Raw genomic sequence first — 26695 nt, forward strand, 5'->3', positions numbered from 1 at the left:
TTTTTTTGTTTACCTGTAAACGTATTTAATTATATTTGAAAATGACAAAGATTGCTGAGGAGTTTTTGGTAAAGGCAGATGAGAAGGCATTTGATTTGGATCACCGTGACACCATCAACCACAATATTGGGAAATACAATGATGCGGTTGCAAGGGGCTTAACAAAATTTGAGAATTTAGAAAACTCAAAAAAAAAGGCGCATACAATCAAATGGAGAGTGATGGAGAACCTGGACAAATTCTTACCGGAATTTGAGGCGAACTTTCAGCGCCGTGGCGGCAAAGTGATCTGGGCTAATGATACAGAAGAAGCACAACGCGAAATATTGAACATCATCAATAAAAGCGGTGGCAAAACGGTCATTAAATCCAAATCGATGACCACAGAAGAGATTCATTTGAATGAGTTTCTTGAAGAGAACAACATTACTTCCCTGGAAAGCGATCTGGGCGAATTTATCGTACAGCTGCTGGGACAGGCCCCCTATCATATCGTTACCCCTGCAATGCACCTCACAAAGGAAGATATTGCAAAGCTTTTCCATGAGAAATTTGGTACGCCCATAGACTATACACCACAGCAGCTTACCCAAAAAGCAAGGGAACTGCTGCGCGAAAAATACCTGACAGCCGATATCGGTATTACCGGAGGCAATTTCCTGATTGCCGATACCGGCAGTATTGCCCTTACAGAAAATGAAGGCAATGCAAGGCTCAGTACCACCTTTCCAAAAATACATATTGCCATTGTAGGGATTGAGAAGATCATTCCCTCTATGGCAGATCTGGATCTGTTCTGGCCACTCCTGGCAAGCCACGGAACCGGTCAGAATTTAACAGTATACAATACGATCCTCAGCGGGCCAAGACAGCCGCATGAAACCGACGGGCCTGAAGAAATGTATGTGATCCTGCTGGATAACGGACGTACCAACCTGCTTGCCCAGAAAGATCAGCGCCAGGGTCTCTATTGCATCAGATGTGGCGCATGTTTAAACGCATGCCCGGTCTATAAAAACATTGGCGGACATACCTATAACACAACCTATAGCGGGCCAATCGGTTCAATCATTACCCCTCATCTGCAGGGAATGAAGGAATTTAAGCACCTCAGCTATGCCTCCAGTCTCTGCGGAAAATGCTCTGAAGTATGCCCTGTCAAAATAGATATTCATAAAATGCTCCTGCTGAACAGGCGTGATGCCGCAGCCCAGCATGAAAATACAAAAGTTGAAGATATCGGCTGGAAAGTGTGGAACACTGGTATGTCTAAACGGGCAAGAATGGATATGGTGGGAGGAAAACTCAAAAATTTCTTTCTCAAATTCTTCTTCAAAAAAATGTGGGGCAAGTACCGCGCCATGCCAGAGATAGCCGACAAATCTTTTGCCGCACAATGGCAGGAAAAGCAGAAAAATAAAACTCAGCTCTAGTTTTATGCAGTTCGACCGCAGAGAAAAAAGTAATAGCGCCTTATTATCCATATATAAGGAACTGCTCTATCCCAGGATGGTCGAGGAAAAAATGCTGATTCTGCTGAGGCAGGGGCGCATCGGAAAATGGTTCTCCGGAATTGGCCAGGAAGCCATTGCTGTAGGTGCCACCCTGGCAATGAAAGACGATGAATATATACTTCCAATGCACCGCAACCTGGGCGTATTCACCTCCAGAAAAATCCCGCTACGGAAGCTGATGGCGCAATGGCAGGGCAAAACTACGGGTTTTACCAGGGGACGCGACAGGTCTTTCCACTTTGGCTCGCAGGAACACCGGATCATTGGGATGATCTCCCATCTGGGGCCTCAAATGGCCATTGCGGACGGAATTGCACTGGCCGATCTGATCGCCGGAAAAGAGAACGTTACCCTTGTCTTTACCGGAGAAGGAGCTACCAGTGAGGGCGACTTCCACGAAGCCATAAATATAGCTGCGGTATGGAATTTACCCGTAATCTTCCTGATAGAAAATAATGGCTATGGCCTGTCGACACCAGTTGCCGAACAGTTTAAATGTGAAAAGCTCAGCGACAAGGCCATCGGATACGGTATTGAAGGCTTGCAGATCGATGGCAACAACGTACTCGAAGTACTGGATACCATTTCCCGGCTCGCACAAACAATAAGAACAAACCCCAGACCAGTGCTGGTAGAATGTCTTACCTTTAGAATGAGGGGACATGAAGAAGCTTCAGGAACAAAATATGTCCCGGCAGAACTGCTCGAAGAATGGCAGCTCAAAGATCCGCTGCAGAACTTTGAAGATTATCTGCTCAACGAGCAACTACTGACTACAGAATCCATTCAGAGAATCAGGGCCGGGATTAAGACCGAAATCGATCAGGAAGTAGAGATCGCCTTTAACGATGCAGATCCGGTAGCTGATGCTGAAGAAGAAGTAGCAGATATGTACGCCGCACATCACCAGAAAGTGATTACCGCATCAAGGGTAAGTACAAAGATGCGCTACCTCGATGCCATCAGCGATGGCTTAAGAACAGGAATGCGAAAGTATGACAACCTTGTTCTAATGGGCCAGGATATTGCCGAATATGGCGGCGCCTTTAAAATCACACAGGGTTTTTCAGACGAATTTGGAAAAGCAAGGGTCAGGAATACACCGATCTGTGAATCTGCCATTGTAGGCGCCGGCCTTGGCCTGTCTATTAATGGATATAAGGCCGTGATAGAAATGCAGTTTGCAGATTTCGTTACCTGCGGCTTCAACCAGATCGTAAACAACCTCGCAAAAACCCATTACCGATGGGGAGAAAAGGCCGATGTGGTCATCAGAATGCCCACCGGAGCAGGAACGGGCGCAGGACCTTTCCATTCGCAGAGCAACGAAGCCTGGTTTACCAAAACTCCCGGGCTCAAAATCGTTTATCCGGCTTTTCCTTTCGATGCCAAAGGACTGATGCTTGCAGCACTGGAAGACCCAAATCCGGTTTTATATTTTGAGCACAAGTACCTGTACAGAAATATCAGCGGGCAGGTACCTACCGGATATTATACCGTGGAAATCGGTAAAGCCAATGTATTGAAACAGGGCGAGCAGTTCAGCATCATTACTTATGGCATGGGCGTTCACTGGGCACTGGACTATCTTGCCGCACATCCCGAGTTATCCGCTACACTGATAGATCTCTGCAGTTTGCAGCCCTGGGATAAAACCACAGTTGCAGAGGCTGTCAAAAAAAACGGAAGGATCCTTATTTTACATGAAGATACCCTCAGCAGTGGTTTTGGGGCAGAAATATCTGCCTGGATAGGAGAAAACTGCTTTAGCCAGCTGGACGCTCCTGTGATGCGCTGTGCAAGCCTGGATACCGCCATCCCGATGAGCAAGGCACTCGAAGACCAGTTTCTTGCCAAAAGCAGGCTCCACCAGACCATTCAAAAATTATTGGCTTACTAAGGTCTTCATTGGCACGATAATAGCCTGATCGCTAATCAAACCATTCACCAGAAACCTATGAAGACGATCCGATTTTTATGTTCAGTAATTTTACTGCTTACACTTTACAGTTGTAATTACTTTAAATCGGACCACCCTCAGGCTGCGCTGCCCGGAGAAGAAGGAGCTACGGGAATGACGGATAAATCCATCCTGAATTACTCCGCCACAATCGACAGAACATTAAGCAATTACAAAAAACAATTCAGCCTGATCTATCTTTCCGGCGATTTGTCCGTGTATGCAGAAAAGTACAGTACTTATGGTGACGGTAAATTATACAAAACCTACACAGCAAACGGCAGTATCAGTAATAGTGTCAAAAGTTACTATTTTAAAAACGACAGCCTCATTCTGGTCAAAGAACAGGATAAGATCATGAACGAAGGTGTAGAAGTCTACAAGAATATCCGCAGCTACCTGCGTAACAATGTAACCTTCAAAATGGATAGCCGTACAGCCAGCTCCGGCGAAGCGCTATCCAAACTTCCTTACCTTCTGATTCAGCCTGCCGAAAACAAATATCCTGAAGAAGATTATGCAGGCGATATCAAAAGCATGGATGATGCCATCGCTGGTACGGACAAATTTGAAATGGTGTTTGATAATATTACAACTTATCCCGATGCACATTACATCTTCCTCAAGAGTAAAGGGCCCAGTAACTATAAAGCCAGTCTGCTCGTAAACACCAGAGATGCTTTTATCGACAGCCTGCTTAACTACCCTGCCGTATTTAAAGATGAGAAACTGAGTTTAAGATGGACAATTAAAGATAAAGAGGCGATTTATGTACCGGTAGACAGTACAAGCACTTCTGCCAGCGGACTAAAAAGATAGATATTGCCATTATCCAGGCACTCGCACCTGAAGCGCTTTCTCAATTGTTCACCCTTTTTAAATCTGCGGCCATCCTTAATGCTAAAAACACTATGGCGCGGGATTTCTTCCAGACGCGTATGATCTGCCAGCATATCGTAGCGTTTCAACGCCCGTGATAATTTAAGATCAGTACAGCTGGAGGCAGAAGGATTATTCAGATAGCTGGTGATTGCCAGCTCAAGATCCGCAGGGAAAACCTGTTTTTCGAGAAAAGGCTTCATCATTCTTTTAAAGTTGACCTTCCATTCTTCCCCATGTGGTTTCACCTTATTGCGGTGATCGTTCCAGGTAAGCAAATGTGCAAACTCATGGACCGTGGTCACCAGAAAGGCATAGGTATTCAGATTATTGTTGACTGATATTTTATGCCCCAGTTGCTTAAAGGGGTGTCTATAGTCCCCCAGTTTGGTAGCCCTGCTTTTAGAAATCTTAAATTCGCACTGAAAGTAGTCAATCCATTTAGCAATTACCGGAGCAGCTTCAGGAGGCATATACTGTGCTAAAACATTTACTTTTTCCACAGTCCTAAGATAAGGATTTACTTTAAAATCTGGTAGGCGATTAAACTGGCAACATAGGCCATTACCGTCATGTAAGCCGTCTGGATCAGCGGCCATTTCCATGATTTTGTCTCACGGTATACTACGGCCACCGTACTCATACACTGCATCGCAAAAGCATAAAACAGCATTAGTGAAAATCCTGTAGCAAAGGTAAACAAAGGGAGCCCGGTATTTGCATCTACAGCAACCCGCATTTTATCCCTTATCGTGCCTTCATTATCCGCACCGCCGTCTACACTATAAATTGTAGCCATTGTTCCTACAAAGGCTTCACGTGCCGCAAAAGAGGTAATCAGTGCAATCCCTATCTTCCAGTCAAAACCCAGGGGCCTGATTACAGGTTCAATCGTATGCCCCAGTATACCCGCATAAGAATTTTCCAGCTTTTCAGCAGATTTATCTCTTTCCAGCGTACTTACCCTGGCACTGTCCTGCCGGCTTTCGATCTGCGCATATTTTTTCTCTATTGCCTGGAATTTATCAGAAGGGCCATAGCTTGCCAGCACCCATAAAACAATCGATATGGCAATAATTACTTTACCGGCTTCAAATACAAAAGTTTTGGATTTCTCATACATGGTATACAGCACGTTTTTCCAGCGCGGCATCCTGTACACAGGCAGCTCCATGATAAAGTATGATTTCTCTTTAGCCTTGATGATGAACTTCATCACAAAAGCCACTACCATGGCAGCTACAATACTGATCAGGTACATTCCCATCAGCGTCAATGCCTGCAGGCTGATCACCCCAAATACTTTCTCCTGCGGGATAATCAGTGAGATCAGCAATGTATATACCGGCAATCTTGCCGAGCAGCTCACCAAAGGCGCAACCATAATGGTAATCATCCTGTCCTTCCAGCTTTCAATTGTTCTGGCGCTCATGATCGAAGGCACGGCGCAGGCCAGACTGCCAATCATAGGCACCACAGATCTCCCGCTAAGGCCAAACTTACGCATGATCTTGTCCATCATAAAGGTTACCCTGGCCATGTAACCGGTATCCTCCAGGATCGAGATAAAAGCAAAGAGAATAGCAATTTGAGGGATAAATATCACAATTCCGCCCAGCCCGGCAACAACACCATCCAGCATCAGGTCGGTTAAAACCCCGGCAGGAAGATGTTCATGTCCAACAGCTGTCAGCCAGGCAAAGGATTCCTCAATAAGGTCCATCGGATAAGCCGCCCATGAAAATATCGCGTTGAAAACAAATAATAAGATAAAAAGGAAAATGAAGAATCCCCAGAACCGGTTAGTCAGGATCGCATCAATACGGTCGCTCACCACAAATTTCTTTGCAGTTCCTGTATCTTCGATCACTCCGGAAAGGATCGTGCTCAGGTGTTTATAACGTGCAATAGTTTCTGCTGCCTGGAGTTTCGAAGATTCAAAGTGGTGGGTTCTTTCGATAGCTTCAAACTGCTCATACTGCGGTGTAAAGGATTCAATATGTTCATGCTGATGCAGCAACTGCAGTGCATAGTAATCATTGTTTGTCCCAACCAGCGCTTTTACCTCCTTAATCGCTGCGCCGGCCAGTACGTTCATATCGGCACCCTTTTCCTGTGTGGCTATTGACGTAACATTGGCAATGGCCTGTTTCAGTTCCTTCAGCCCCTTGTTGCTCCTTGCAGAGATAGGCACAACCTGCACGCCCAGCTTAGCCGAAAGCTTGTCAACATCAATGATGATTCCTTCTTTGGTAGCCATATCCGTCATGTTCAATGCCAGGATAACGGGAAGGTTCAGGTCGGCCACCTGAGAATATAACAGCAGGTTCCTGCGCAGATTGGTCGCATCTGCAACTACTACAATCAGGTCCGGGTGACTTGAATTATGTTTATCTGCCAGTACCTGGAAAACCACAGCTTCATCTTTACTCTTGGGATATAAGCTGTACGTACCGGGCAGGTCGGTAATCTCAGCTTGCTGATCAGGCGTTAATTTACAGTAACCTACTTTTTTATCTACAGTAATACCCGGAAAATTTCCAATTTTCTGGTTCATACCCGTAAGTAAGTTAAACAGTGTCGATTTTCCTGTATTAGGGTTACCGACTAACGCGATTTTTAGAATATGGCTCAACTTGTCTATGTAATGATAATAACTGAAGCTTCGTCTTTACGTAAACAAAGCTGATATCCCGCCACACGGATAGCCATAGGATCACCTAACGGGGCATAACGTTCAACCTCCACCATTTCACCAGGCAGGCAGCCCATCTCCATTAATTTTACAGACATTTCCAAATCTGTAAAAGCTACAATAGTGCCACGTTCCCCCGGTTTCAAATGTGAAAGATTCATACCTTAAATTAGCCGGCAATTTAGCCTTTATCGATAATAAATCCAAATAATGAATCAGCTAAACCGATGATTGATGATGTTGAAATTACATTCCCCCTCTTCTGCCGCCGCCACCTCCGCCAAAGCCGCCCATACCGCCGCCATCACCGCGTTCTCCTCTCTGACCAGGAGTCATGGTGCCAATATTCCTGCCGCCCATTCTGTTCAATGAATACGTAAACGAGAACATATAGTACCTTTTCAGCACATTATATCTTAAATCGGTGATGGTATTGTTGCTGGATGTCCTGGTTACGCCCTGGTTCTGGTTCAGTGCATCATTCACGGAAAGCTTAAAGGTTCCCCTGTTCTTGAAGAACTGCTTGCTCACATAACCATTTACAATAGTATAATTGGTATCATATCCCTGTCCCCTGCCCGTGTTCTGGTAATAATCTGCATCTACAGCCACACGGAATTCGCCCGGAAACATATAACTCACATTGGCAGTAGGGTTCAGTGTATAGTATGTGGTGTTGGAACCGGATTGTGCAGAGTAGGTAGCCCTGTTGATGGATCCCGCAATACCTGCTGTCATATCCAGTTGATCCATAGAGGTAACCAGTCTGTATTTGTTCGTCACAGATACATCGTTAGTGATATTCTGAAGGGAGTTGGTAAAGTTAACTCCCCTTGCATAAGTACCGCTCAGGTCGATGTTCAGGTTCAGCTTATTTTCGGTAATAATCGGAAGCCCCAGAGATGAACCCAAAGTTCCCTGGTATACGCCGTTCACATTCACCGGTACTACAGCAATCTTGCCATAGTTTGGATCTGCAGCATCATTGATCAGGGAATTATTGTTTCCAAAAGCGTTAAAAGTCTGGCTGATATTTGCGAAAATAAACAGCGAACGGAAATGTGCAAAATCAAAGTTATTATACAGTACAGTCACATTGTTGGTAAAAGCTGGTTTCAGGTCAGGGTTACCAATTGGAATGGTCTGTGTGTTTGAGTTATCCGGTATCGGCTGGATCTGCGTAATGGACGGCTGTTGTGTGCTTCCGCGGTACCTGATCACCAGTCTTTTGCTTTTGCTGAAATTATAACGCAGCTGTCCGCTCGGAACAAAATTGTTAAAATTCTGGTTAAAAATCGTTCCTGTAGTCAGGTTTTCGTTTCTTCTGTCGGTATGCTGTACTGCCAGCCCGATATTCCAGTTATACTTCTTAGCGGTTTTATTGATACTTGCCCCGGCAGCGTTGGTCAGGGTTTTGTTCTCGTAAGTATTGGTATAGGTTAAATCCGGAATATCATATAATGAAGTAATCGTATTATAGTTATAAGTGAAGCGCTCACTGTTATCAAAATTATACGTGTTCTGATAATTCAGTTCCAGGTTCAGTGTTTTAGAAAGCGGTTCCGTGTATACCAGTCTTGATGTATTGCTGACCGAATGGGCTGTTGTATTGTTCAGCTGATCTGTATTATCAAGCGTAAGCGAATCTGCACCGGATGTAGTCCTGTTCATGATCGTATTGTAATTCTTGCCGTCACTGTCGTTAATGGTTGTTCTTACATTTAATGACAGGGTACGTCCTCTTCTCAGGAATTTCTTGCGAAGCAGGATATTGTTATTTACCGTTGGGGCAGTGGTTTTGGTATTCAGCTGCTGCGTTCCCACAGTTTGTGAAGTTGCATAATTATTGATATAGGAACTGCTCTGGTTCAGCCCGGTTTCAGTGTAGGTTACTGCCGGCTCGATACGGATCGTGGTAGAAGAATCGATCTTGGTATCGATCATAAAGTTAAACCTGTGGTTGGTCTTATCTGTGATACTGGCCTGGTCCTGATCAAAAGTAGTGGTACTGTTCCCCAGCAGGTTCTGTCTGAAACTGCTCTGGTTCAAATCAAGTGAACTCTTATTAAAAAAGTAACTTCCGGTAATCTTGGTCTGGTCGGTATACACATCTGCGAAGTTGATACCAAAAGCATTTGTGGTCGTAATTCCCTGCTGAGGGGCGCCTGTGCTGATGCTCGAACCAAATCCACCACCTCCGCCGCCACCGCCACGGTTACCACCACCGCCACCGCTGCCAAAATTCTGTTTATTGACATTGTTAAACTGGCCTATTACAGAAAACTGCTGATCGTTATTAAATTTGTTGGCATTGATGCTCACATCATAGCGGGGATCTGTTCCCGAACCCGAATTGGTACCGTAGCCCGCTGATGAATTACCAAAATACCCATTTTTCATATCCTTCTTGGTGGTGATGTTGATGATCTTCTCCCTGTTGCCGTCGTCCACTCCTGTAAACTGCGACTGGTCCGAAAGCAGGTCAATTACCTGGATCTTATCAATCATATCTGCCGGAAGGTTTTTTGTTGCCAGCAGCGGGTCATTGCCAAAGAAATCCTTGCCATCCACACGCACACGTGTTACCGTTTCGCCCTGTGCTTTGATGGAACCATCTTTTGCCACATCTACACCCGGCAGTTTTTTCAGTACATCTTCTACTACTGCATTCTCCCTTACTTTAAAAGCTTTCGCATCATATTCAACGGTATCGGTTTTCACCACAACCGGCGTTACCACCCCCTTGATCTCCACCGTTTTCAGGTCGAGCCCACTGTTTACCATTGCCAGTTCACCCAAAGCTGCTACCGGAGCGGCCGCAGTAATGGCAAACTGTTTATTAAAATTCGTTAATCCCAGATAGGCCACAGTCAGCCTGTAACTGCCCGGGGCAAGACCTTTAATTGTGAATGAACCGTCAGCTTGTGTATTGATCACCGAAGTTTGCGTAGTATCCGCAAGGTTCTTGATGGCCACAGATGCAAAATCTACAGGCAAATGGTCTTTGGCATTCACCACTTTTCCTGTTACAGAACCATTTTTAGTTTGTGCAAATGCAGATACGCTGATCAAAAGGAAGGCTGAGAGCACAAGAATTTTTGAAATCAGCAGCAGATTTTTTGTAGAAGTTGTCATCAAGAATGAGGGGTATAATTATTTATCTATACCTATCAGACTCCGGCAGGGGAAAATAGTTTGAAACAGCGGGGTAAAAAAAGGGTAACATTTTAAATACACATATCTCAGGAGCTTTTCACCTGCTGCTGAGGACGAGCAGCAGATACCACATGGGGACAGTGGCAGCCTGGTTTAAAGATACTGCAGCCACTTGCCAACATTGCCAGTCCCAGAAAAAAAATACAGTACTTTAATTTCATATTTCTTATTTTTTACCGTTAACATCCATATTTTCAAGCGCAGCTTCATTGTTTTTACGGATTTCCCTGGTCATGCTCGCCTCGTTGTAATTCGAGGTATGCAGGAGAATATAGCTGAAAACCCCCATCATCACGCCCATCATATCCGCTCCCAGGTCCCACCACTCAGCAGATCTGTAAGGGAAAAGCTCAAGCTGCAGGATTTCAATCCCCCCGCCAATAAAAAAGGTAATGGCTACGATCTTAAAGATAGTCAATATTCTGAAACTGTAGCTCGACTGGCTTTTGATCTTACCATAAAACAGTAAGATGGTCAGCACAAAGAAAAAGCCCAGGTGTACCAGCTTGTCAAATCCGGGAAAGAAAAAGCCCGAACCTTGGGTATCGGGCATTTTCGCAGTACAAAAAATCAATATGATCACTATCCAGAGAACTGTCCAGCGCTGATATGATAACGTCTTAAATTTACTCATGGATATTATGCGCCTACTAAGGCCTGGTATGCTTCTGCTGTTAACAATCCTTCCACTTGAGAGGCGTCAGATATAGCTGCTTTTACCATCCATCCTTCTCCGTAAGGATCAGAATTTACCAGTTCAGGATTGTCGTTCAATGCTGTATTTACTTCCAGTACTGTTGCAGTAACAGGCATGTAAAGGTCAGACACAGTTTTAACGGCCTCAACGGTACCGAAAACTTCATCCTTGCTGATTTCATCACCTACTGTATTGATATCAATGTAAACGATGTCGCCCAGTTCACGTTGTGCAAAATCAGTAATACCAATAAAGGCTTCATTACCTTCAACTCTAACCCATTCGTGGTCTTTCGTGTACTTTAGTTCTGATGGAAAATTCATTTTCTTGTTCGGTTTTGTTAGTATAGGCCAAAGGTAATTAATATCTGCTTTTAAGCAAGGCTAATTCAGTGTAATACGTAAACTAAAGCCGAAGTTGCTGAATGAAGTATTATAGGTCTGCGACGTATAAGGCTTGGTCAGGTTGGCATCATAAAACAATTTGATATTAAAGCGCTGGTTCAGGATATAATCGATCGTTGGCCGGTACGTAATATTCTTGGCACCAGACGATACTTCAGCCTCCAGCACATCAGCACGGTAGATTACCGTTTTGTTGTCCCTGATGGCAAGATCCAGTTTAAAGTCCATATTGTTATCCATCTTCAGCTCCTTGAACAGCCCAAACGGGAACCTGAATTTCGTTGTTCTGTACCCAATACCAAACACCAGGTTGTTTTCCGTTAACTGTGCCAGCTGGCTGTTAGACAGGCTCAGCCCCAGCAGCCTGGTTTTGCCCACCTCAAAATTGGCCGTCAGGTTATTCTTTAAACGGGTATCCACACCAATCAGCGGCGAGAAGGTCTCTGCAATAGTCACCTGCTGAAACTGGTAGAAAGGCAAAAAGTTCTGGTTGTCATCCCTGCTGTTCACATAGCCATCGTTCTCGCTGTACCGCTGTAAAGAGTTAAACCCGTTCACACTGTAAACAGAGCGGTAGGAATGCCTGATGTCGACAGATTTAAAGGTCTCTGCCAGGAAGTCGATCCTGCCCAGTCCGCCATAATTGATGCGCCAGTTGGGCAATGGTATCTTAGGGAAAGAGTTCAGGCTTACAGAGGATGCATCTTTTCCAGTGTAGGCAGCCATAAACGCTGAGATGATCACATCCTGTGAGTTCTGGTTATACCCATCCGAGTAACCGCCGGCTGTACCTCGTGAATTTGGGTTCTTTGCACCCAAACGCTGGGATATGATCGTCCTGTTAGCCATAAACTGGTTAAAGAGCTTGGATACCGTACTGCCGGATTTCTCAGAAAATGCAGTCCCCAGGGTGATGTAAGAGATACTGTAGTCTCCGGTTGTAGCAGGGCTCAGATTGCGGAAAGCCTGACTTGTATTGTCATACCTGAAGTTGGTAGAATAGTTCATCGTCCGGTTTTTATTGGCCGTCAGCGTGATCCTGAAATCACGGAAAGGCTCCAGCACACTGGTCACGCTGATATCTTCCCTGAGGGTATTGATATACAATTGCGACTGCAGCGTATCGGTAGTGATCCAGTTGTTATTGATGGCCATCTGCCTGATATCGCGCTGGCTTCCAAAAACGAAACCCAGACCCGGGGCCCCGGTCACGTCGTCAATTCCAAAATAACTTGTTTTCGGCAAGTAGCCCGGCAGGAAGATCCCTTTGGTTTGCGTATATGCCGCATTGATGTTCTTGATGCTCGTCAGCAGGTTCATCATGATCCCGCCAAATCCACCGCTGGCATCATCCCTTAACCGCTTCAGTGCGCCAAATTTATTGTACAGTCCGTTAAAGTTAAGCGTAGGGTTCAGCTGGATCGTCCGCGAGTTCTGGATAGTATTTCCAAGATTGATATTCGGGTCGTTCAGCGTAGACAGCGGCTCAGTCTGCCAGTTAAAGTTGGTTCCGTAACGCGTAGCTACATTTACCCAGTCCAGCCCCGGGATCTTGTTTACCGGCAGCGTATAAGTGATATTCAGGTTATGGCTGTAATCCGTAGTACGGCCCAGGTTTTTCAGGTTCTGCCAGACAGTATCCCTTTTCAGCCCTTCGATCTTTCCGTCCGGTTCATCAATAATCGAGTAGTTTGTCGCATCAAAATCTATGGTCATGGACTTTGTCAGGTTCCATGAAATCGCATATACCCGGGTTACCAGGAAATTCTTGTTATAGGTGGTATTGATCGGAATACTGTTTGTAGGATCATTATTCCGGAGGCTGTTTTCCGAGTAAAAACGGTTCACATCAATCCTGAAGTTGATGGAGCTTGGCAGCAGGCTAAAGTTAACATCCCGCAGCAGGGCCAGTGTATTGTTTTTGATGATCTTGTCAAAAGGCCTGTAGTTTCTTGACTGGCCCGAATAATTATAGGCCAGCGATGCAAACGTAGTTTTCTGCACCGTATTCTGGTTGATAAAATCATGGTGCAGGAATTTGGTGAAAGAGTAACTGGCACTCAGGTTCTCCACATCCCATAACTGCGGTTTCTTCGAGGGGTCGGTACGTTCCTTATGTACGTTCGTAAAGTTAATACTGTTGCGTGTGGTTACATCCTGTGAGTAATCCAGGATTTCCTTTTTCTCCTCCTTAGTGGCCGTCGCCAGTGATCGCTTCAGCTCGATATCCGGCATCTTGGGATCATACTGAGGGGTGCTCACCTGGTTGGAGTAGCTTACATACATCGGCACCTTTAAACCGGATTTCTGCGGGAAGAACTTGCCCAGCTGCAAATTGGAAGACACATCAAAGAAAACATTGTCATCCCGGTTGCGCTCGCTCACCCTGCTGTCAAGTGACCCGAAACCAATCGTCGTCTTACTCGCGGAGACATTTACCTCAGCAAAATCAGCCAGCTGTGCATTGATCCTGCCCGCTGCTGCCCAGCCGCCGCGTTCATCAAATTCCGTCAGCCTCAGCTCATTGAACCAGAGCTGTGCACTTTTTTCCAGTCCGTCGTCATTGCCGGGTACAGCCACATTCTTCAGCGGGTTTTTTACCCCCAGCATATATACCTTTACCTGGCCCATGTCTGGCTGTCCCTTGATCGTGATCGTCCGGTTGCCATCCACCACATAACTGTAGGGCTTGCTGATATCCCACAACGCCCCGTTTACATCCCGGGCCCTGTTCCTGGCCAGCTTGGCATCCTGGAACAGTTTCAGTTCAATATCGATGATATTCGCGTCCGGCCAGATCGCATCAGGATTACTGGTATTCGGTGCCGTCACCGTCATCGGCTGAGCATATTCGTAATAGTTGTCCTGATTATCCGCACCAATCCTGATAAAAGCGGTCAGGTCTCCGCTGTTGATCACAGCACTGCCCAGCGCTTCAAGGTGGACAAACATTTTAAGGTGCTTGTACGACCTGAAATCGCTCAGTGTAGTTTTAAAAGTTGCCCTGCCATAACCATCACGCAGGTTGCGGATCGTAAAGGAGAGCGACTGCTCATTGAGTTTTGTATCCGTTCTGTAATTGTTATAGTCCAGCTCCCGCACAATACCCGGAGGAATCACGTAAGGGATCGGGGCACGCTTGCCATTTTCTTCGATGTTTACCGTCGTCAGTTCCACGGTGGAGTTATCCGGAGTTACAGTATTCAGTACCGGATCGGCAATGATCTGTGAACTTTCGTTCAGATCGTTATACTTTCTCCAGTCGCCCCTCACCAGCTGGATCTTGGCAAACCTCAGTACAGTAGTATCAGCAAAGTTTGTCAGGAACATTCTGAAGAAACGGATGGATTTAAAGTCCTGGATGTTCCCTACCTTTTGCTCATAATCGGCCAGAGGGATACGGATCTGGTACCAGGTTACCGGCTGCGTCTGGCCGTTGGCCAGTTTCACCTGCGAGGTCACTGCATCCGTTACATAGTTTTTGCCCACTTCAAGGTCGCCCTTGCGCATCGATACCTTATACTGAAAGTACTCGTCGCTCTGCGTCATGTTGTTGTCCCTATTCACATCCTCTGCATCAGGCAGTGAAGTAGAGGCTGAGTTATCAATTCCAAGTTCCTCCTGCGATTGCTGCGAAGTTTTCGAGTTTCCTTCGGGGCCATTGTAATTTTCGTAGCGCTTTAAGATTCCGGTATTTGCCTGATCCAGTAGAGGGCCGCGGTAATAGGTATAATTATCAGAACTCGGGTCATTGTCAATTTCGGCAGCTGCCGTCGCATTCAGCTGCGTTTTGATCTGTGTGATCGCCGCTGCAAATTTTACCTTTTCATCAGTACTGGACAATCCGTCCAAACCTACATCCTGCGCCCTGCGGGCCGCAGGGTCATTGTCGAATGCCTGCACTACCGGCTGAAGTTTGGATACACGGCCCCAGTTGGTTTCATCGTATTTTGCAGGGTCGCCATCTGCAGGGAGACCGTTTTCAAGCGATTTCCTGCCATCCTTCAGGATATCCTCAGAAAGGTTTCCGATGTTAAAATACAGGTCTCCGCCCAGAGAATTTGGTTTATAAATATTCGGGTCCATCACCCAGAGCTCGATATACTCAATATTCAGGGCCTGGAAATCATTGGTCTCGATCTTTCTGAAGATCCCTCCCCAGCGCGACCGCGGGTTCTGCAGATCGCCCGAAGGGGTAAATCCCGTGGTTGCGTAGTTATATGGTCCTCTTTTGGTCGGGTAAAAGGCTACGTTCAGCGTAGGCAGGGATACGGTTTGTCCCGCAGGCGTTTCCTTGAAAGGAAAAACCTCCTGCTCAATGACTTCACGCACAAGGTGATTTGACAGCTCCGTCCTGTTGTTCCTCAGGTTGGCCGGCAGGTTAGTGCCTGCGCCGTTATAAAACGTAGGGTCAATATTGTAAAAAGCCATTTTCGCCCTGTTGTATCCATAAGCCAGGTTGTCAATCAGCTGCGCTTCAGGAAACTGCTGAGGGGTGCTGGACAGCTGCCAGGAAATTGCACTTTTCAGGTCGATCACTGAACGGGTCGCTTCAAAATCATCCAGGTAACTCACCCCTCCTTTATCTCCGGCACTGTTCAGTGCTCCGGGGTGACCAGGAACCAGCTTGGCATATTCTCCGGAGAAAGTAAACTTCGAAGGTGCCTTGGTAGAGATAAAGGGCAGACGGTCTACCATCTTGGTCAGGAACCTTGAATTGGAACTGTAGTTCAGGTCAAATCCGTAGATACTGTTGCTGATCGGCTCCTCGCCCAGGTTCACCTTTGGCGTAAGCGGTTTCTCCGACAGGTTCATATACGTACCCCCAAGGTTTAGCTTGTTGCTCACGCGGTAGTCAAACCGGGTTCCAAAAAGCGACCGCTGCTGCAAGCCAAATAACTCGCTGTTTTCCGTTGTGATCCTGATCGGCTGACCAGAAATAAGCAAACCTGTATTAATAATCTTTACCCGGCCGCCCTGGTAATCCACGGTAAAATCCACGCCTTCCTGTAAAGGGATCGTTCCTGAAAATACTTTTACCGATCCTTCAGGAACGTTGATCGAGTTGAGGCTGAATTCTGAGGCTACGTCAGACTGGAACGCACCCTTAATAATAAACCTGTTCTGCTTCGTAAACAGCTGCTGCGCCACCACCTTTGTAGAATCGTATAAAGCCGTAAATGTGTATTTATCAATCAGGTTCTGTTCTCCGGGGTTAAACTGCGAGGCCAGGTCTTTACCAAAAGGTTCCAGTACAGGAAAGATCACCCTTCCGTTCAGCGGATCAATCGTTACATAACCCGTACTGGTATTGGTGATAAATGAAGAAAGCCCATTGCTTGTCGTACCCGAATTTACATTCCCTGCCGTATTCAGGTTTCCTATCGAAGTCTGTGTAGAGGCACTGGCCGTACTGGCAAAAGGTTTATCTTCCGCCGCAAAGTCAAACGCACCATCTGGTTTGCGTTCATTCTGCTGGTTCAGCCTGTCCAGTCCCGTCAGGTTAATCCAGAGTTTATTCGCCGTGTTGATCCCCTCAGACATGACCGGTTTTTCAATACCCGATTCATTGTCCAGGCGCAGGATGTCCAGCCTGAAATTCTGCGGACTGATCTGATAGCCTCCGATGGAGTAGATGTTTTTCATCATCAGGTCCCAGGTAGGCAGGTTGGTTTTTGTCGTTTCGTTTTTCAGCAACTTGGCAAAAAGCACTTTTGGTGTAGCCTGGTCAAAACTCACATCTGTAGAAAACTCTCCTACCTGATATTCCACACCGTTAAAAGTGTACCTGAAAACAACGGCCAGGATTTCATCCGCATTCAGGGGATTGTTCAGTGAGATATAACCCAGCTGCGTATGCAGTGTATATTCCTTGTCAGACAGCTTACGCGCATAGGTCATCTTGCCAAAGTTGTCAGTTCCTCCGTTGGACTGGAAAAAAGAGATGATGTCATTGGAGTTCGTCAGGCGCGATCCCGCCGGCAGTTTCGTCAGAATGTCGTTCGACTGCCGGCTGCCCTGCAGTGCGAATCCCGACGGCAATGCAGAGAAACCTGCACCTCCAACGATCTGCCCGGTATTGTACGGCTGGTTTTCACCAAGGTCGATCAGCCCCAGTACATCCCTTGAATCCTGGGTATTGCCCGTTTTGTTGGTAATCCAGACCTCAATTTTGGTAATGTTGATACCAGATAATACTGTTGGCGGGGTAGCCAGGGCTTTGTTGTAGTTGTCCCTGAAATATTTTGCCAGGAAATAGTGCTTGTTGGCCTCATAGGTATCAGCACTCAGCCTGAATTCGTTTTGCTGTGCGCCATTGCTGATTTTGAGTTCGCGCGATTGTGATTTTTGCTGGGAGAAAACCGAAGTTACATTCAGCTTTCCAAACTGGAGCTGCGTTTTCACGCCGAACAGTGCCTGCGTACCCGAAATCAGGGAAGTGCTCAGCGGCATACTTACGTTACCCGCTTCAATCTTTTTGATGATATCATCTTCGCCGCCCGTATAATCCAGTTTAATCTGGTTTTCAAAATCGAACTGGGCTTCGGTATTGTAGTTCATATTCAGCTTCAGCTTCGTCCCGATATTGCCCACCACATCCATCTGGATACGCTGGTTAAAATCAAAATTACTCTGCACCCGCTGCCTTTCATTAAACAAGGGATTTTCATTCTTGTTGATCCTGCCCAAAAAGGTGAGCTCTGCCTCCCCCCTCGGCTGGATATTGATCTGGTTGCCGCCAAATAAACGTTCAAAAGATTTATTGTCTATCGTGAGGCTTGGGATCACTCCTGTCTTCCTGATCTCGTCCGCCTCTGCATTGGAAATCTCACGCCAGTTACTGCGTTTGATCTCGCTGTTCACCAGGCGCTGGTATTGTTCTATCGTTAAGTACTGGGGGGCACCCAGGATCCTTCCGCCTACTCTCTCCCGGATAATATATCTTTTATTTACCGCATCATATTCTACCTCCCTGGTCATGTTATCAGGCATCGGTGAAAATGAATTAAATGGCTGCCTGATACCCAGTCTTTGCTTTTCTCTCAGGCCAAAAGTATTCCTGGTGGTATCCTGAGCAGGAGCCACACGCCTTACCTGCGCAAAAACCTGTAGTCCGCAGAAAGAAAAAACCAGGAAGAGGAGGAAAGTAAAAGTGTTTCTCAAAGGCAAAAATATATGTTATGTTTTTCTGTGATAGATTGTTTAGGTATTATAAATTCTTCAACGCTATTTTTATCATCTGTTCAACTGTGAGCTCCATTCCCCCGGTCTTGATGGCATTGTCTATCGATTTCTCTGCCGGCAGCTTCGCAAAACCCAGCATCATCAGGGCAGACAGGGCTTCCTCGCGCGTGGTATTGCTCAAAGGAGCAGCAATCAGCGATCCCGTTCCTTCTTTTTTTAATTTGTCCTGAAGTTCTAAGACTAATCGTTGTGCGGATTTCACACCAATACCTTTGATCCGCTGGATCAGCGGCAGATCTGCATTGACAATAGCCGTCTGAATCTCTGCCGGGGTAATCGACGAGAGCATCATCCTGCCGGTATTCGGTCCGATGCCTGAAACGGATATCAGGTGAAGAAACAGCCGGCGCTCTCCCTCGTCAATAAATCCGTAAAGCGTATGGGCATCTTCCTTTACATGCAGCCAAACATACATTTTGCAGCGTTCCCCTGCACCTAAAGCACTATAGGTGTTCAATGATATATTAATATGGTATCCAATACCACCAGCTTCAACCACAACATAAGCAGGACATTTAAACGTTAGCCTGCCATCAATATAATCATACATATTTTTCTATTTTCGCTAAAATCAATGTGCTAAAGCTACTAAAAGGAATTTACCATTGATAATGAATTGTAACACCTTAATTACTTTCAGCTTTTCGTTAACCTAAATTTTAATATATGGAGCGTATAATAAAGAGTTCGGTTATACGGCTTTAATATTGCATCATGCTATTTTTTGAGTCAAAGTTAATAGGAAAATATTATTAAATTCTTTATTGTATATTAAATTTACCTACGCAAATTCCGGCAAAGCATAATTCATGCGATGCACATACGAATATGAGACAATATTTGAGCAAAAAAAAGGGGAATTCAGAAATGAACAAAAAGAATAAAGAGGCTACAGCCTGCCTGAAGACCTGGAAAGGCCATTTGACTTTTCCCTGTACGAAATGTATTTTTTTCCTGAACGGCTTTCAGAATGCCGCACAGCGCCGGCATTTTTGGACACGATTAATTTCTGTCCGGGAACAAGATTATTCCCTTTTAGTTTATTCCAGACTTTAAGGTCCTGCACTTCTACCCCGAACTGATCGGCAATGGTGGTCAGGTTTTGTCCGGCACTTACCTTGTGATATACCACAGCTGGCCTGTCTTCAGCTACCTCACGGTGTTTAGTGCGGATCCTGCGGTCATCATTGGATGCCTGGATAATCTGAGGACTCACCTCTACCGTATGGTCATTCAGCACTTCATAAATGCTGGCAAAACTAGCCAGGCTTACTTTGGGCATGATGATCCGTTTCGGAAGTTCCGGTGATCCGTTAACAATTTTTTTCTTATACGAAGGGTTCAGTGTACACAGATCCTCTTCCTGCATGGCCAAAGCCTGTGCAAGCTCTGTCAGTGATACATAGCGGCTCACCTGTATCGTATCGGTTTTGATCGCAAAAAGCGATTTCTGTGACATGATCTGGTGTTTATCAGGGCAGTTCATCACATAGATGGCAGCGATAAATGCGGGTACGTAATTTCTTGTTTCCATCGGCAGGAAAGGTCTGATCGCCCAGAAATCCCTGGAATGTGCCTTTGCTATCGCACGGTTTACATTACCGGTACCACAGTTATAGGCGGCAATAGCCAGCAGCCAGTCGCCCAGCTCTGCATACGCATCCTTAAAATATCTTGCAGCGGCATAGCTGGCCTGGATAGGGTCTTTACGTTCATCAACAAAGTTGTCCATGTTCAGCCCGTAACCTTTGGCCGTGGTAAACATAAACTGCCATAAGCCTGTAGCGCCTACCCTCGAAATCGCATGTGAATTCATCGAAGATTCGATAATCGGCAGATATTTCAGCTCCGCCGGCACACTAAAAGCTTTGAGCGCATTTTCGAAGATTGGAAAATAATATTCTGAAAGCCCCAGCATTTTACCCATCATCTCTTTCCTGCCGGCATATACATCGATATAACGTTGCACAGACTCATTGTAAGTCAGCGGAATTTCTCTCTGGATAGAGTCAAGGCGTTTTTTATAAGTAAAATTGTAATTGTAGAACAGGGGGTTCTCTAAAACCAGAGGTACCGCAGTTGTGTCGCCTGTGTAAGTTGTAGAAAGAAAGCTGATCGGGGAAATAGAATCCAGCTTATTGATTTTTTCTTGTGCAGGGGCGTTTAAACCAAACAGGACACACAATATTACTACAAGTACATTTCTTATCATAAGCGTTTAGGGGTAGTGCTAAAACTCTTTGCTAAAGAAAGTAAAACATCTTCTTCAAAATGTTTTGCCATTAACTGTAAGCTTAACGGTAAACCGTCCGGATTATTGCCCAGGGGAACTGCAATCGCAGGAATACCTGTAAGCGAGGCCAGTACGGTAAAAATATCGGCCATATACATCACCAGCGGGTCTTGCATATTCTCGCCTATTTTAAAGGCAGGAGTAGGTGCTACAGGGGTAAGAAGTACATCATAACTTTGAAAAAGCACTTCGATCTTGTCTCTGATCATCCTTCTCACACGCTGCGCCTTCTGGTAATAAGCATCATAGTATCCCGCGCTGAGTACAAACGTCCCCAGCAGGATCCTTCTTTTTACTTCATCGCCGAAGCCTTCAGCCCGCGACTTTTTATATAAACTGTTGAGATTCTCTGCCTGCAGGTTACGGTATCCGTAATGTACACCATCATATCTGGACAGGTTGGAAGAAGCTTCAGCAGCTGTTAGCACGTAATAAGCAGGCACCAGGTAATCCAGCAGATCAAAGGATACATAGTCAACCCTATGCCCCTGTGCCTTAAATTCCTCGATAGCTGCAAGTATAGCCGATTTAAGATCAGCATCAAGTGCTTCACTCTCCAGCGTTTCCTTTAATACCGCAATTTTCTTTATTCCCTGATTTTCGAGATTGGCCGAATAAGCAGGAACAGGCAAACGTGATACCGTACTGTCGTGCGCATCGGCACCTGCCAGTACTTCCATCAGCAGTGCCGCATCCGTTACCGAAGAAGTGAGTGTCCCCACCTGGTCAAACGAAGAAGCATAGGCAATTACGCCATATCTTGAAATACGTCCGTAGGTAGGCTTAAATCCAAAACAGCCGCAAAAAGCAGCAGGCTGTCGTACAGATCCGCCCGTATCCGTACCCAGGGCAGACAGGCAAAGATCGGCCTGTACGGCCACAGCCGAACCACCAGATGAACCACCGGCTACCCTTTCGGTATCCGCGGCATTGCGCACCGGTCCGTAATAAGAAGTCTCGTTGGAACCGCCCATTGCAAATTCATCACAGTTCAACCTGCCGATGATAATGGCATCTTCAGCAATCAGCCGCTCAGCCACAGTAGAAGAATAAGGAGAAATAAAACCTTCCAGCATCTTTGAAGATGCAGTAGTAGCGTGATCTTTATACAGGATATTATCCTTAATCCCGATCACCATACCTGCAAGTTTCCCTGCAGTGCCCTTACTGATTTTTTCCTGCACTTCCTGCGCCTGTTTTTTTGCAGAATCAAAAAAAACCTCGTTGAATGCATTGAGGTTTTGATGGGTTTCTATCTGTGTAAAATAATGGTCAAGCAGATCAGGTAGAACAAGCTTTTTTTGATCAATAAGTGCTTGTATCTCTGATAAAGATGTATACTTCTTCAAACTATTGGGCAATGATAAATGGGTTACGAATTCAAATTAAAACCTACAGCGGTTTGTGGGTATTGGTACGGTTAGATTCTACAGTATCATTATCCGCTCCGTCTTTACCGTCTTTGAATTCTTTAACGCCTTTACCAAGGCCGCGCATTAGTTCAGGAATTTTTTTACCACCAAAAAGCAGGAGAACAACTACTAAGATAATTATGATCTCCGGTGTGCCCAGGGCAGCTAATATTGTTGTGTTTAACATGATCGTTGGGATTAAATTTTATTTTTTTTCTGTTTCTGAAGGAACTGTTGATGCTGTTTCCGGCGTAACTGTTTCCGGTGCAGGTGCTGATGCTTTTGGTGACTCAACAGGAGCTGTTTCTGTTGTTTCCATTTTGGAAACTTCTGGTGCAGCAGCTTTCTCTGCTGCTGCCGTTGCAGTATATGCTGCGATTGGCGTGCCCAGTGGCGGTCTTTCCGCAACAGGTTCATCAGCCGGTGCTGAGGGTATCTCCGGTGCTTCTGCCGCAACTTCAGCAGGCGATTCGGAAGCCGGTATTTCCACTTCTTCCTGTGCAGGCGTTTTAGTTAAGTTGATTGGTGCTGCCGCAGCGGCAGTAGGGTACATTTGTTCCTCTAAAGTAGGTGTATGCTGCGAGTCGTACTTGTCATTTTCAGCTTTCAGGTCCTCATCGATATCCATCGCATTGATATTCCGGTGAATTTCTCTCTTCACGCCCTCGGATGCATCTTTGAAATCCCTGATTCCTTTTCCAAGGCCTCTTGCCAGTTCGGGCAGTTTCTTGCCACCGAACAATAGCATCACCACGCCAAGGATCAGCATGATCTCTCCCCCGCCCATATTTAAAAATTCTAATATCACTCCAGCATTCATATCAACATTTTTATTAAATCCCTACAAATATAATCATTTTAAAACCAATTATTTATTTTGCGATCCATGCTTCCGGATTCAGTTTAGACTGTCCCCGCATGATTTCAAAATGTAATACCGGCCCGTCAGAAGTCGTAGCAACGCTTCCGATGTTCTGACGTGTTTCTACTTTATCGCCCTTGGCTACAGAAGATGACCTCAGGTTCTGGTAGATCGTAAAGTAATCACCATGACGGATTGCCACTACATAGATCCCCTGGATCATCCTTACAAACAGCACTTCCCCGCCAAATACTGCTCTTACCGCAGCACCGTCGGCTGTCAGGATATTCACCCCGTCGTTGGTGTAACTGGCTTCGCCTTCAGTATGCCTTCCAAAGTTCTCCGTAATAGAACCCTGTCCTACCGGCCATGGCAAACGCCCTCTGTTATTTTCAAATCCTGCAGATAACTTCGCCGCCTCAGGTGTAGAGGTCAGGTAATTACTGTTGGTTTTTGCTTTTTCTACCGGTGCAGCTTTATTTTCCGCTCTGGCTTTAGCCGCAGCTGCCCGTGCTTCGTCTTCTGCTTTCTTTCTGGCGATCGCAATTTCCCTGCTGATCGCATCCCTGATTGCACGGTCTACCGCCTGCTGTTGTTTTCTACGCTTGGCAATATCGCGCCCAAGCTCTTTTTCCTGCCTGCTCACCTGGTTTAAAACAGAGGCTTGCTCCCTCTTGTTCCTGGCCAGCTTGTCCTGTTCTGATTCCTGTTCGCGCAGCAGATTGCTTTTCGCTTTCAGGCTTTTGTCCAGTACTACAATTTTATAGTTTAGGTTCTTTTCCGTACCCTGGATGTAATCCGCCTGTTTCTTGCGGTACTGGCCAAATTGCTGCAGGTACTTAATTCTTTTGTAGGCCTGGTTAAAATCACGCGCAGCAAAGATAAACATCATCTTATCGTATGAATTCCTGTTGCGCTGTGCAAACCTGATCATCCCTGCATATTCCTTTTTTAACTGTGCCAGCTGACCTTGCAGTGAATGTACGGTATTCGTATTTTCATGGATCTCACTATCCAGGTTTTTTATTTCCGAGTTGATGACAGTAATTTTGTTCTGCATCAGGTTAATCTTGGCGCTCAATGCACGGATCTCCCCTAAGGTGAGCTTCTTGCTTTGGGAAGCTTTATCCAAATTTCGCTGTAGTAGCTCAATTTCCCGTTGTATAGCCTCTTTTTTTCTCTTCAGCTGTGAACTGCTTTGCGCAACCGCAGTTGATGCAAACGCAAAAAATAAAAGAAACAAAAGTAATTTGTGTAGCTTCATTGCATCAAAAGTATAAAAAAATTTAGTTTATTAACTCAAACCTTTTAGGAACACTGAACGGAAAATCAAGGGGAACATTACGTTCTATCTTATTAAAATCGAATGAAATATTGGTTTTTTTCGTACCCGAAACCGAGTTTATCTTGGTTACCGACGGAAAAAGCGCCCCCGTTACATCCTGATAATCCGAATATGCTACTTTCAGCGCCTGCCCGGCTTTGGCATCGTTGAGGTTCAGTTCAGCAGTTTTCAGCAGCGTATTAAAAAGTACCCGGTAACCTAAACCTGTTTTATCTCCGGAAAGTGTAAAGATACCGCCATTCAGGTCTACCACAGAACGCTCCGTCATCAGCTCATCGATCGTATTTCCTGTCAGCACCGATTGCAGCATTTTAAAGGTCACCTGTTTGCTGGTAAATTTATAGATATAGCTGAATGGTTTTTTGATGGCCAGCGACTGCAGGTTGTTTCTTACAATCAGGCTGTCCGGAGTGATCAGCGCCCGGGCTACTTCAATTCCTGCAATGGCAGTCATGCTGATCCAGATCATTTCATCCTTTTTCACCCTGATGTTCACGGATACACCATTCTCCTTGCCCTCAATCTCCAGGTTTACCTTTCCTTTCAGCGAAAGGGTAGTATAGGGCAGGTCTTTAGATTTTAAGGTCTTCAGGTTCTCCAGTTTTTTGGTGTTCAGCACCGGTGCTACGGTTTCTGCTGCGGGCGGCGCCTTAACAATCGCCTTCTTAGACTTGCATCCTGCCGCAATCAGCAGCAGCGACAGCACCAGCAGGCTATTTAAAGTATTTCTTCTCATCAATTTTTCGTTTTAACAGCGTTGAATCATTTCCTGCATCCCTGGATTTTTTCCATTGAACCACCGCATTGTCCGGCTCACCCAGCAGGAAAAGGATATCGCCGTAATGCTCCAGGTAAACACTATTTTCAGCTTCCTTGTTTTCCAGGGCTTTTTCTATCCAGGTCCTGGCTACAGCATACTTGCCTCCTTTTAGTAAAATCAGCGCATAGGTATCAGCAATCGAAGCATCATCAGGCAGCGCCCGGGCGGCAACATCGATCAGCGCAACCGCTTTATTTAAGTTCTCGTTCCGCAGGGCAAGATAGTAGGCATAGTTGTTCATGATCAGGTAATTTTGCGGATCAAGCATCACTGCCTTTTCAAAAGCCACATCTGCCGCATCAGGCTTGCGCTCATCGATCAGGATCTCTGCCTTTAAAGCAAAGATCAGCGCCTGCAGTTCCTTATTTTCCCCATCCAGTGACAGTGCCGTTTTGATATGCCCCAGCGCGGCATCGTTCTGCTCTTCACGGTGCAAGGCAAAAGCCATATAATAGTATAAGATAGCCTGGTTTGGGTAAACCGACAAAGCAGCTTCGCCCATTTCTATCATTTGTTTGTATTGGCCCAGAAGGATATGGATATTCAGCACCTTTTCCCAGACGCCATACAGCTGATCGCTGATCTTTAAAGCCTTTTTATAGCTTCGCAGTGCCCCGGGCAGGTTTCCGCTTTCGTAAAGGATATCCCCCGAAAGCGCGAAATAAAGGGGATCTTCCAGATGTGCCGGCGCAATATTTTTTAAGATACGTGCCGCAGCAGTAAAATTTTTCTGTCCTGCATACAGTGTGGCCACTGCCATAGAGTCGGCTGGCAGCGGATCTGCAGCTATTCTTTGCTTTGCCCTGTTAATGGAGGCCGACGTACCAAATTTCTTTTCCAGCAGGTCGTACGCGGCCAGCGCCTCCTCTTTTTTACCGGCGATAGACAGTGCATTCGCCCTGTCAAAATAAAAGCTTTTCTGTTCCGGCGAAAGCCTGATCAGCTGATCAAAAGCCGGGATCAGCTGGGCCATATTGCCGGTAGTTTTATACAATTCTGCCAGTAGCTTCCAATACCAGAGGTTGTTCCTATCCAGCTTAACTGCCGTTTTGATGGCCGCTTCGGCCTCAGGCATTTTATTCTGCCTGAAATTCAGCAGCGCAATCTCGTACCAGGCAGCGGCATTCCCCGGATCCAGGGCCGCAACCCTGCTGAAACTCTCGTTGCTCTTTTCGTAGTTCTCGTTCAGTTTGTCCTTCAGCCCTTCAAAGAAAAGTTGTTTGATGATGGTATTGTCGCGCACAGAAATTGTTGCCTGCTGTCCTGCAGCATGCATTCCCGTAAAAAGTACACAGCATAAAACAACAATTCTGTTCATTCAAAATCCATTTACCGGTATATTGTATCTATTTT

18 protein-coding genes are annotated in these 26695 nt (G+C 45.8%); 3 read left to right on the top strand and 15 right to left on the bottom strand.

The features are described 5' to 3' along the window. The first annotated feature begins 41 nt into the window (after nucleotides 1–41). From FN831_RS06390 to FN831_RS06400, 3 genes are read left to right on the top strand one after another with little or no spacing between them, the layout of a single operon-like run. The gene (locus tag FN831_RS06390) at nucleotides 42–1433 is read left to right on the top strand and encodes a LutB/LldF family L-lactate oxidation iron-sulfur protein (protein ID WP_142527382.1); all 1392 of its coding nucleotides are present in this window, start codon (nucleotides 42–44) and stop codon (nucleotides 1431–1433) included. 4 nt (nucleotides 1434–1437) lie between these two features. Continuing rightward, nucleotides 1438–3414, top strand: a complete 1977-nt coding sequence (locus FN831_RS06395) for an alpha-ketoacid dehydrogenase subunit alpha/beta (RefSeq protein WP_142527383.1) — start codon at nucleotides 1438–1440, stop codon at nucleotides 3412–3414. A 57-nt stretch (nucleotides 3415–3471) separates the two neighbouring features. After that, on the top strand, nucleotides 3472–4293 hold the full coding sequence (locus FN831_RS06400) for a hypothetical protein (RefSeq protein WP_142527384.1): 822 nt from the start codon (nucleotides 3472–3474) through the stop codon (nucleotides 4291–4293). On the opposite strand, the gene FN831_RS06405 is transcribed toward FN831_RS06400, so the two are convergent. The 15 genes from FN831_RS06405 to FN831_RS06475 all read right to left on the bottom strand — a co-directional run bounded on the left by FN831_RS06405 (nucleotide 4242) and on the right by FN831_RS06475 (nucleotide 26660). Next, nucleotides 4242–4856, bottom strand: coding sequence for a SprT-like domain-containing protein (locus FN831_RS06405; RefSeq protein ID WP_246101381.1), 615 nt, complete (start codon nucleotides 4854–4856; stop codon nucleotides 4242–4244). The genes FN831_RS06400 and FN831_RS06405 overlap by 52 nt on opposite strands. Nucleotides 4857–4873: 17 nt before the next feature. Beyond that, the gene (gene feoB, locus FN831_RS06410) at nucleotides 4874–6988 is read right to left on the bottom strand and encodes a ferrous iron transport protein B (RefSeq protein ID WP_142527385.1); all 2115 of its coding nucleotides are present in this window, start codon (nucleotides 6986–6988) and stop codon (nucleotides 4874–4876) included. A gap of 5 nt (nucleotides 6989–6993) precedes the next feature. After that, nucleotides 6994–7209, bottom strand: a complete 216-nt coding sequence (locus FN831_RS06415; RefSeq protein WP_142527386.1) for a FeoA family protein — start codon at nucleotides 7207–7209, stop codon at nucleotides 6994–6996. An 85-nt stretch (nucleotides 7210–7294) separates the two neighbouring features. Next, nucleotides 7295–10183, bottom strand: coding sequence for an outer membrane beta-barrel family protein (locus tag FN831_RS06420; RefSeq protein WP_142527387.1), 2889 nt, complete (start codon nucleotides 10181–10183; stop codon nucleotides 7295–7297). A gap of 247 nt (nucleotides 10184–10430) precedes the next feature. Further along, nucleotides 10431–10898 (bottom strand): VanZ family protein, encoded by a 468-nt coding sequence (locus tag FN831_RS06425; protein WP_185960401.1) that lies wholly within the window; start codon nucleotides 10896–10898, stop codon nucleotides 10431–10433. A gap of 5 nt (nucleotides 10899–10903) precedes the next feature. Further along, nucleotides 10904–11284: a glycine cleavage system protein GcvH gene (gcvH, locus tag FN831_RS06430; RefSeq protein WP_142527388.1), complete on the bottom strand. Its 381-nt coding sequence runs from the start codon at nucleotides 11282–11284 to the stop codon at nucleotides 10904–10906. 60 nt (nucleotides 11285–11344) lie between these two features. Next, a complete protein-coding gene (gene sov / locus FN831_RS06435; protein ID WP_317132078.1) occupies nucleotides 11345–18529 on the bottom strand; it encodes a T9SS outer membrane translocon Sov/SprA in 7185 nt (2394 codons plus the stop codon). A gap of 46 nt (nucleotides 18530–18575) precedes the next feature. After that, nucleotides 18576–19160, bottom strand: a complete 585-nt coding sequence (gene ruvA / locus FN831_RS06440) for a Holliday junction branch migration protein RuvA (RefSeq protein ID WP_142527389.1) — start codon at nucleotides 19158–19160, stop codon at nucleotides 18576–18578. A gap of 339 nt (nucleotides 19161–19499) precedes the next feature. After that, entirely contained in the window at nucleotides 19500–20822 is a 1323-nt protein-coding gene (locus tag FN831_RS06445; RefSeq protein ID WP_142527390.1) for a lytic transglycosylase domain-containing protein, read from the bottom strand. Further along, on the bottom strand, nucleotides 20819–22252 hold the full coding sequence (gene gatA, locus FN831_RS06450; protein ID WP_142527391.1) for an Asp-tRNA(Asn)/Glu-tRNA(Gln) amidotransferase subunit GatA: 1434 nt from the start codon (nucleotides 22250–22252) through the stop codon (nucleotides 20819–20821). The genes FN831_RS06445 and gatA overlap by 4 nt, the downstream gene beginning before the upstream one ends. Nucleotides 22253–22295: 43 nt before the next feature. Continuing rightward, the gene (gene tatA / locus FN831_RS06455) at nucleotides 22296–22502 is read right to left on the bottom strand and encodes a twin-arginine translocase TatA/TatE family subunit (protein WP_142527392.1); all 207 of its coding nucleotides are present in this window, start codon (nucleotides 22500–22502) and stop codon (nucleotides 22296–22298) included. 18 nt (nucleotides 22503–22520) lie between these two features. After that, a complete protein-coding gene (tatA, locus tag FN831_RS28090) occupies nucleotides 22521–23135 on the bottom strand; it encodes a twin-arginine translocase TatA/TatE family subunit (protein WP_246101385.1) in 615 nt (204 codons plus the stop codon). 52 nt (nucleotides 23136–23187) lie between these two features. Beyond that, entirely contained in the window at nucleotides 23188–24441 is a 1254-nt protein-coding gene (locus tag FN831_RS06465) for a murein hydrolase activator EnvC family protein (protein ID WP_142527393.1), read from the bottom strand. 22 nt (nucleotides 24442–24463) lie between these two features. Next, nucleotides 24464–25258: a DUF4292 domain-containing protein gene (locus FN831_RS06470; RefSeq protein ID WP_142527394.1), complete on the bottom strand. Its 795-nt coding sequence runs from the start codon at nucleotides 25256–25258 to the stop codon at nucleotides 24464–24466. After that, a complete protein-coding gene (locus tag FN831_RS06475) occupies nucleotides 25236–26660 on the bottom strand; it encodes a tetratricopeptide repeat protein (RefSeq protein ID WP_142527395.1) in 1425 nt (474 codons plus the stop codon). Before FN831_RS06475 ends, FN831_RS06470 begins: the two co-directional genes overlap by 23 nt. Between the last annotated feature and the right edge of the window lie 35 nt (nucleotides 26661–26695).

This window comes from Pedobacter westerhofensis (assembly GCF_900182595.1).
Classification (GTDB): domain Bacteria; phylum Bacteroidota; class Bacteroidia; order Sphingobacteriales; family Sphingobacteriaceae; genus Pedobacter; species Pedobacter westerhofensis.

Excerpts from the sequence above, each read along its gene's own strand:
- tatA (WP_142527392.1), bottom strand. The coding sequence starts at position 22,502 with ATGTTAAACACAACAATATTAGCTGCCCTGGGCACACCGGAGATCATA.
- FN831_RS06475 (WP_142527395.1), bottom strand. The coding sequence starts at position 26,660 with ATGAACAGAATTGTTGTTTTATGCTGTGTACTTTTTACGGGAATGCAT.
- FN831_RS06420 (WP_142527387.1), bottom strand. The coding sequence starts at position 10,183 with ATGACAACTTCTACAAAAAATCTGCTGCTGATTTCAAAAATTCTTGTG.
- FN831_RS06445 (WP_142527390.1), bottom strand. The coding sequence starts at position 20,822 with ATGATAAGAAATGTACTTGTAGTAATATTGTGTGTCCTGTTTGGTTTA.
- FN831_RS06395 (WP_142527383.1), top strand. The coding sequence starts at position 1,438 with ATGCAGTTCGACCGCAGAGAAAAAAGTAATAGCGCCTTATTATCCATA.
- ruvA (WP_142527389.1), bottom strand. The coding sequence starts at position 19,160 with ATGTATGATTATATTGATGGCAGGCTAACGTTTAAATGTCCTGCTTAT.
- FN831_RS06465 (WP_142527393.1), bottom strand. The coding sequence starts at position 24,441 with ATGAAGCTACACAAATTACTTTTGTTTCTTTTATTTTTTGCGTTTGCA.
- gcvH (WP_142527388.1), bottom strand. The coding sequence starts at position 11,284 with ATGAATTTTCCATCAGAACTAAAGTACACGAAAGACCACGAATGGGTT.
- FN831_RS06415 (WP_142527386.1), bottom strand. The coding sequence starts at position 7,209 with ATGAATCTTTCACATTTGAAACCGGGGGAACGTGGCACTATTGTAGCT.
- FN831_RS06400 (WP_142527384.1), top strand. The coding sequence starts at position 3,472 with ATGAAGACGATCCGATTTTTATGTTCAGTAATTTTACTGCTTACACTT.
- FN831_RS06425 (WP_185960401.1), bottom strand. The coding sequence starts at position 10,898 with ATGAGTAAATTTAAGACGTTATCATATCAGCGCTGGACAGTTCTCTGG.
- FN831_RS06390 (WP_142527382.1), top strand. The coding sequence starts at position 42 with ATGACAAAGATTGCTGAGGAGTTTTTGGTAAAGGCAGATGAGAAGGCA.
- FN831_RS06470 (WP_142527394.1), bottom strand. The coding sequence starts at position 25,258 with ATGAGAAGAAATACTTTAAATAGCCTGCTGGTGCTGTCGCTGCTGCTG.
- tatA (WP_246101385.1), bottom strand. The coding sequence starts at position 23,135 with ATGAATGCTGGAGTGATATTAGAATTTTTAAATATGGGCGGGGGAGAG.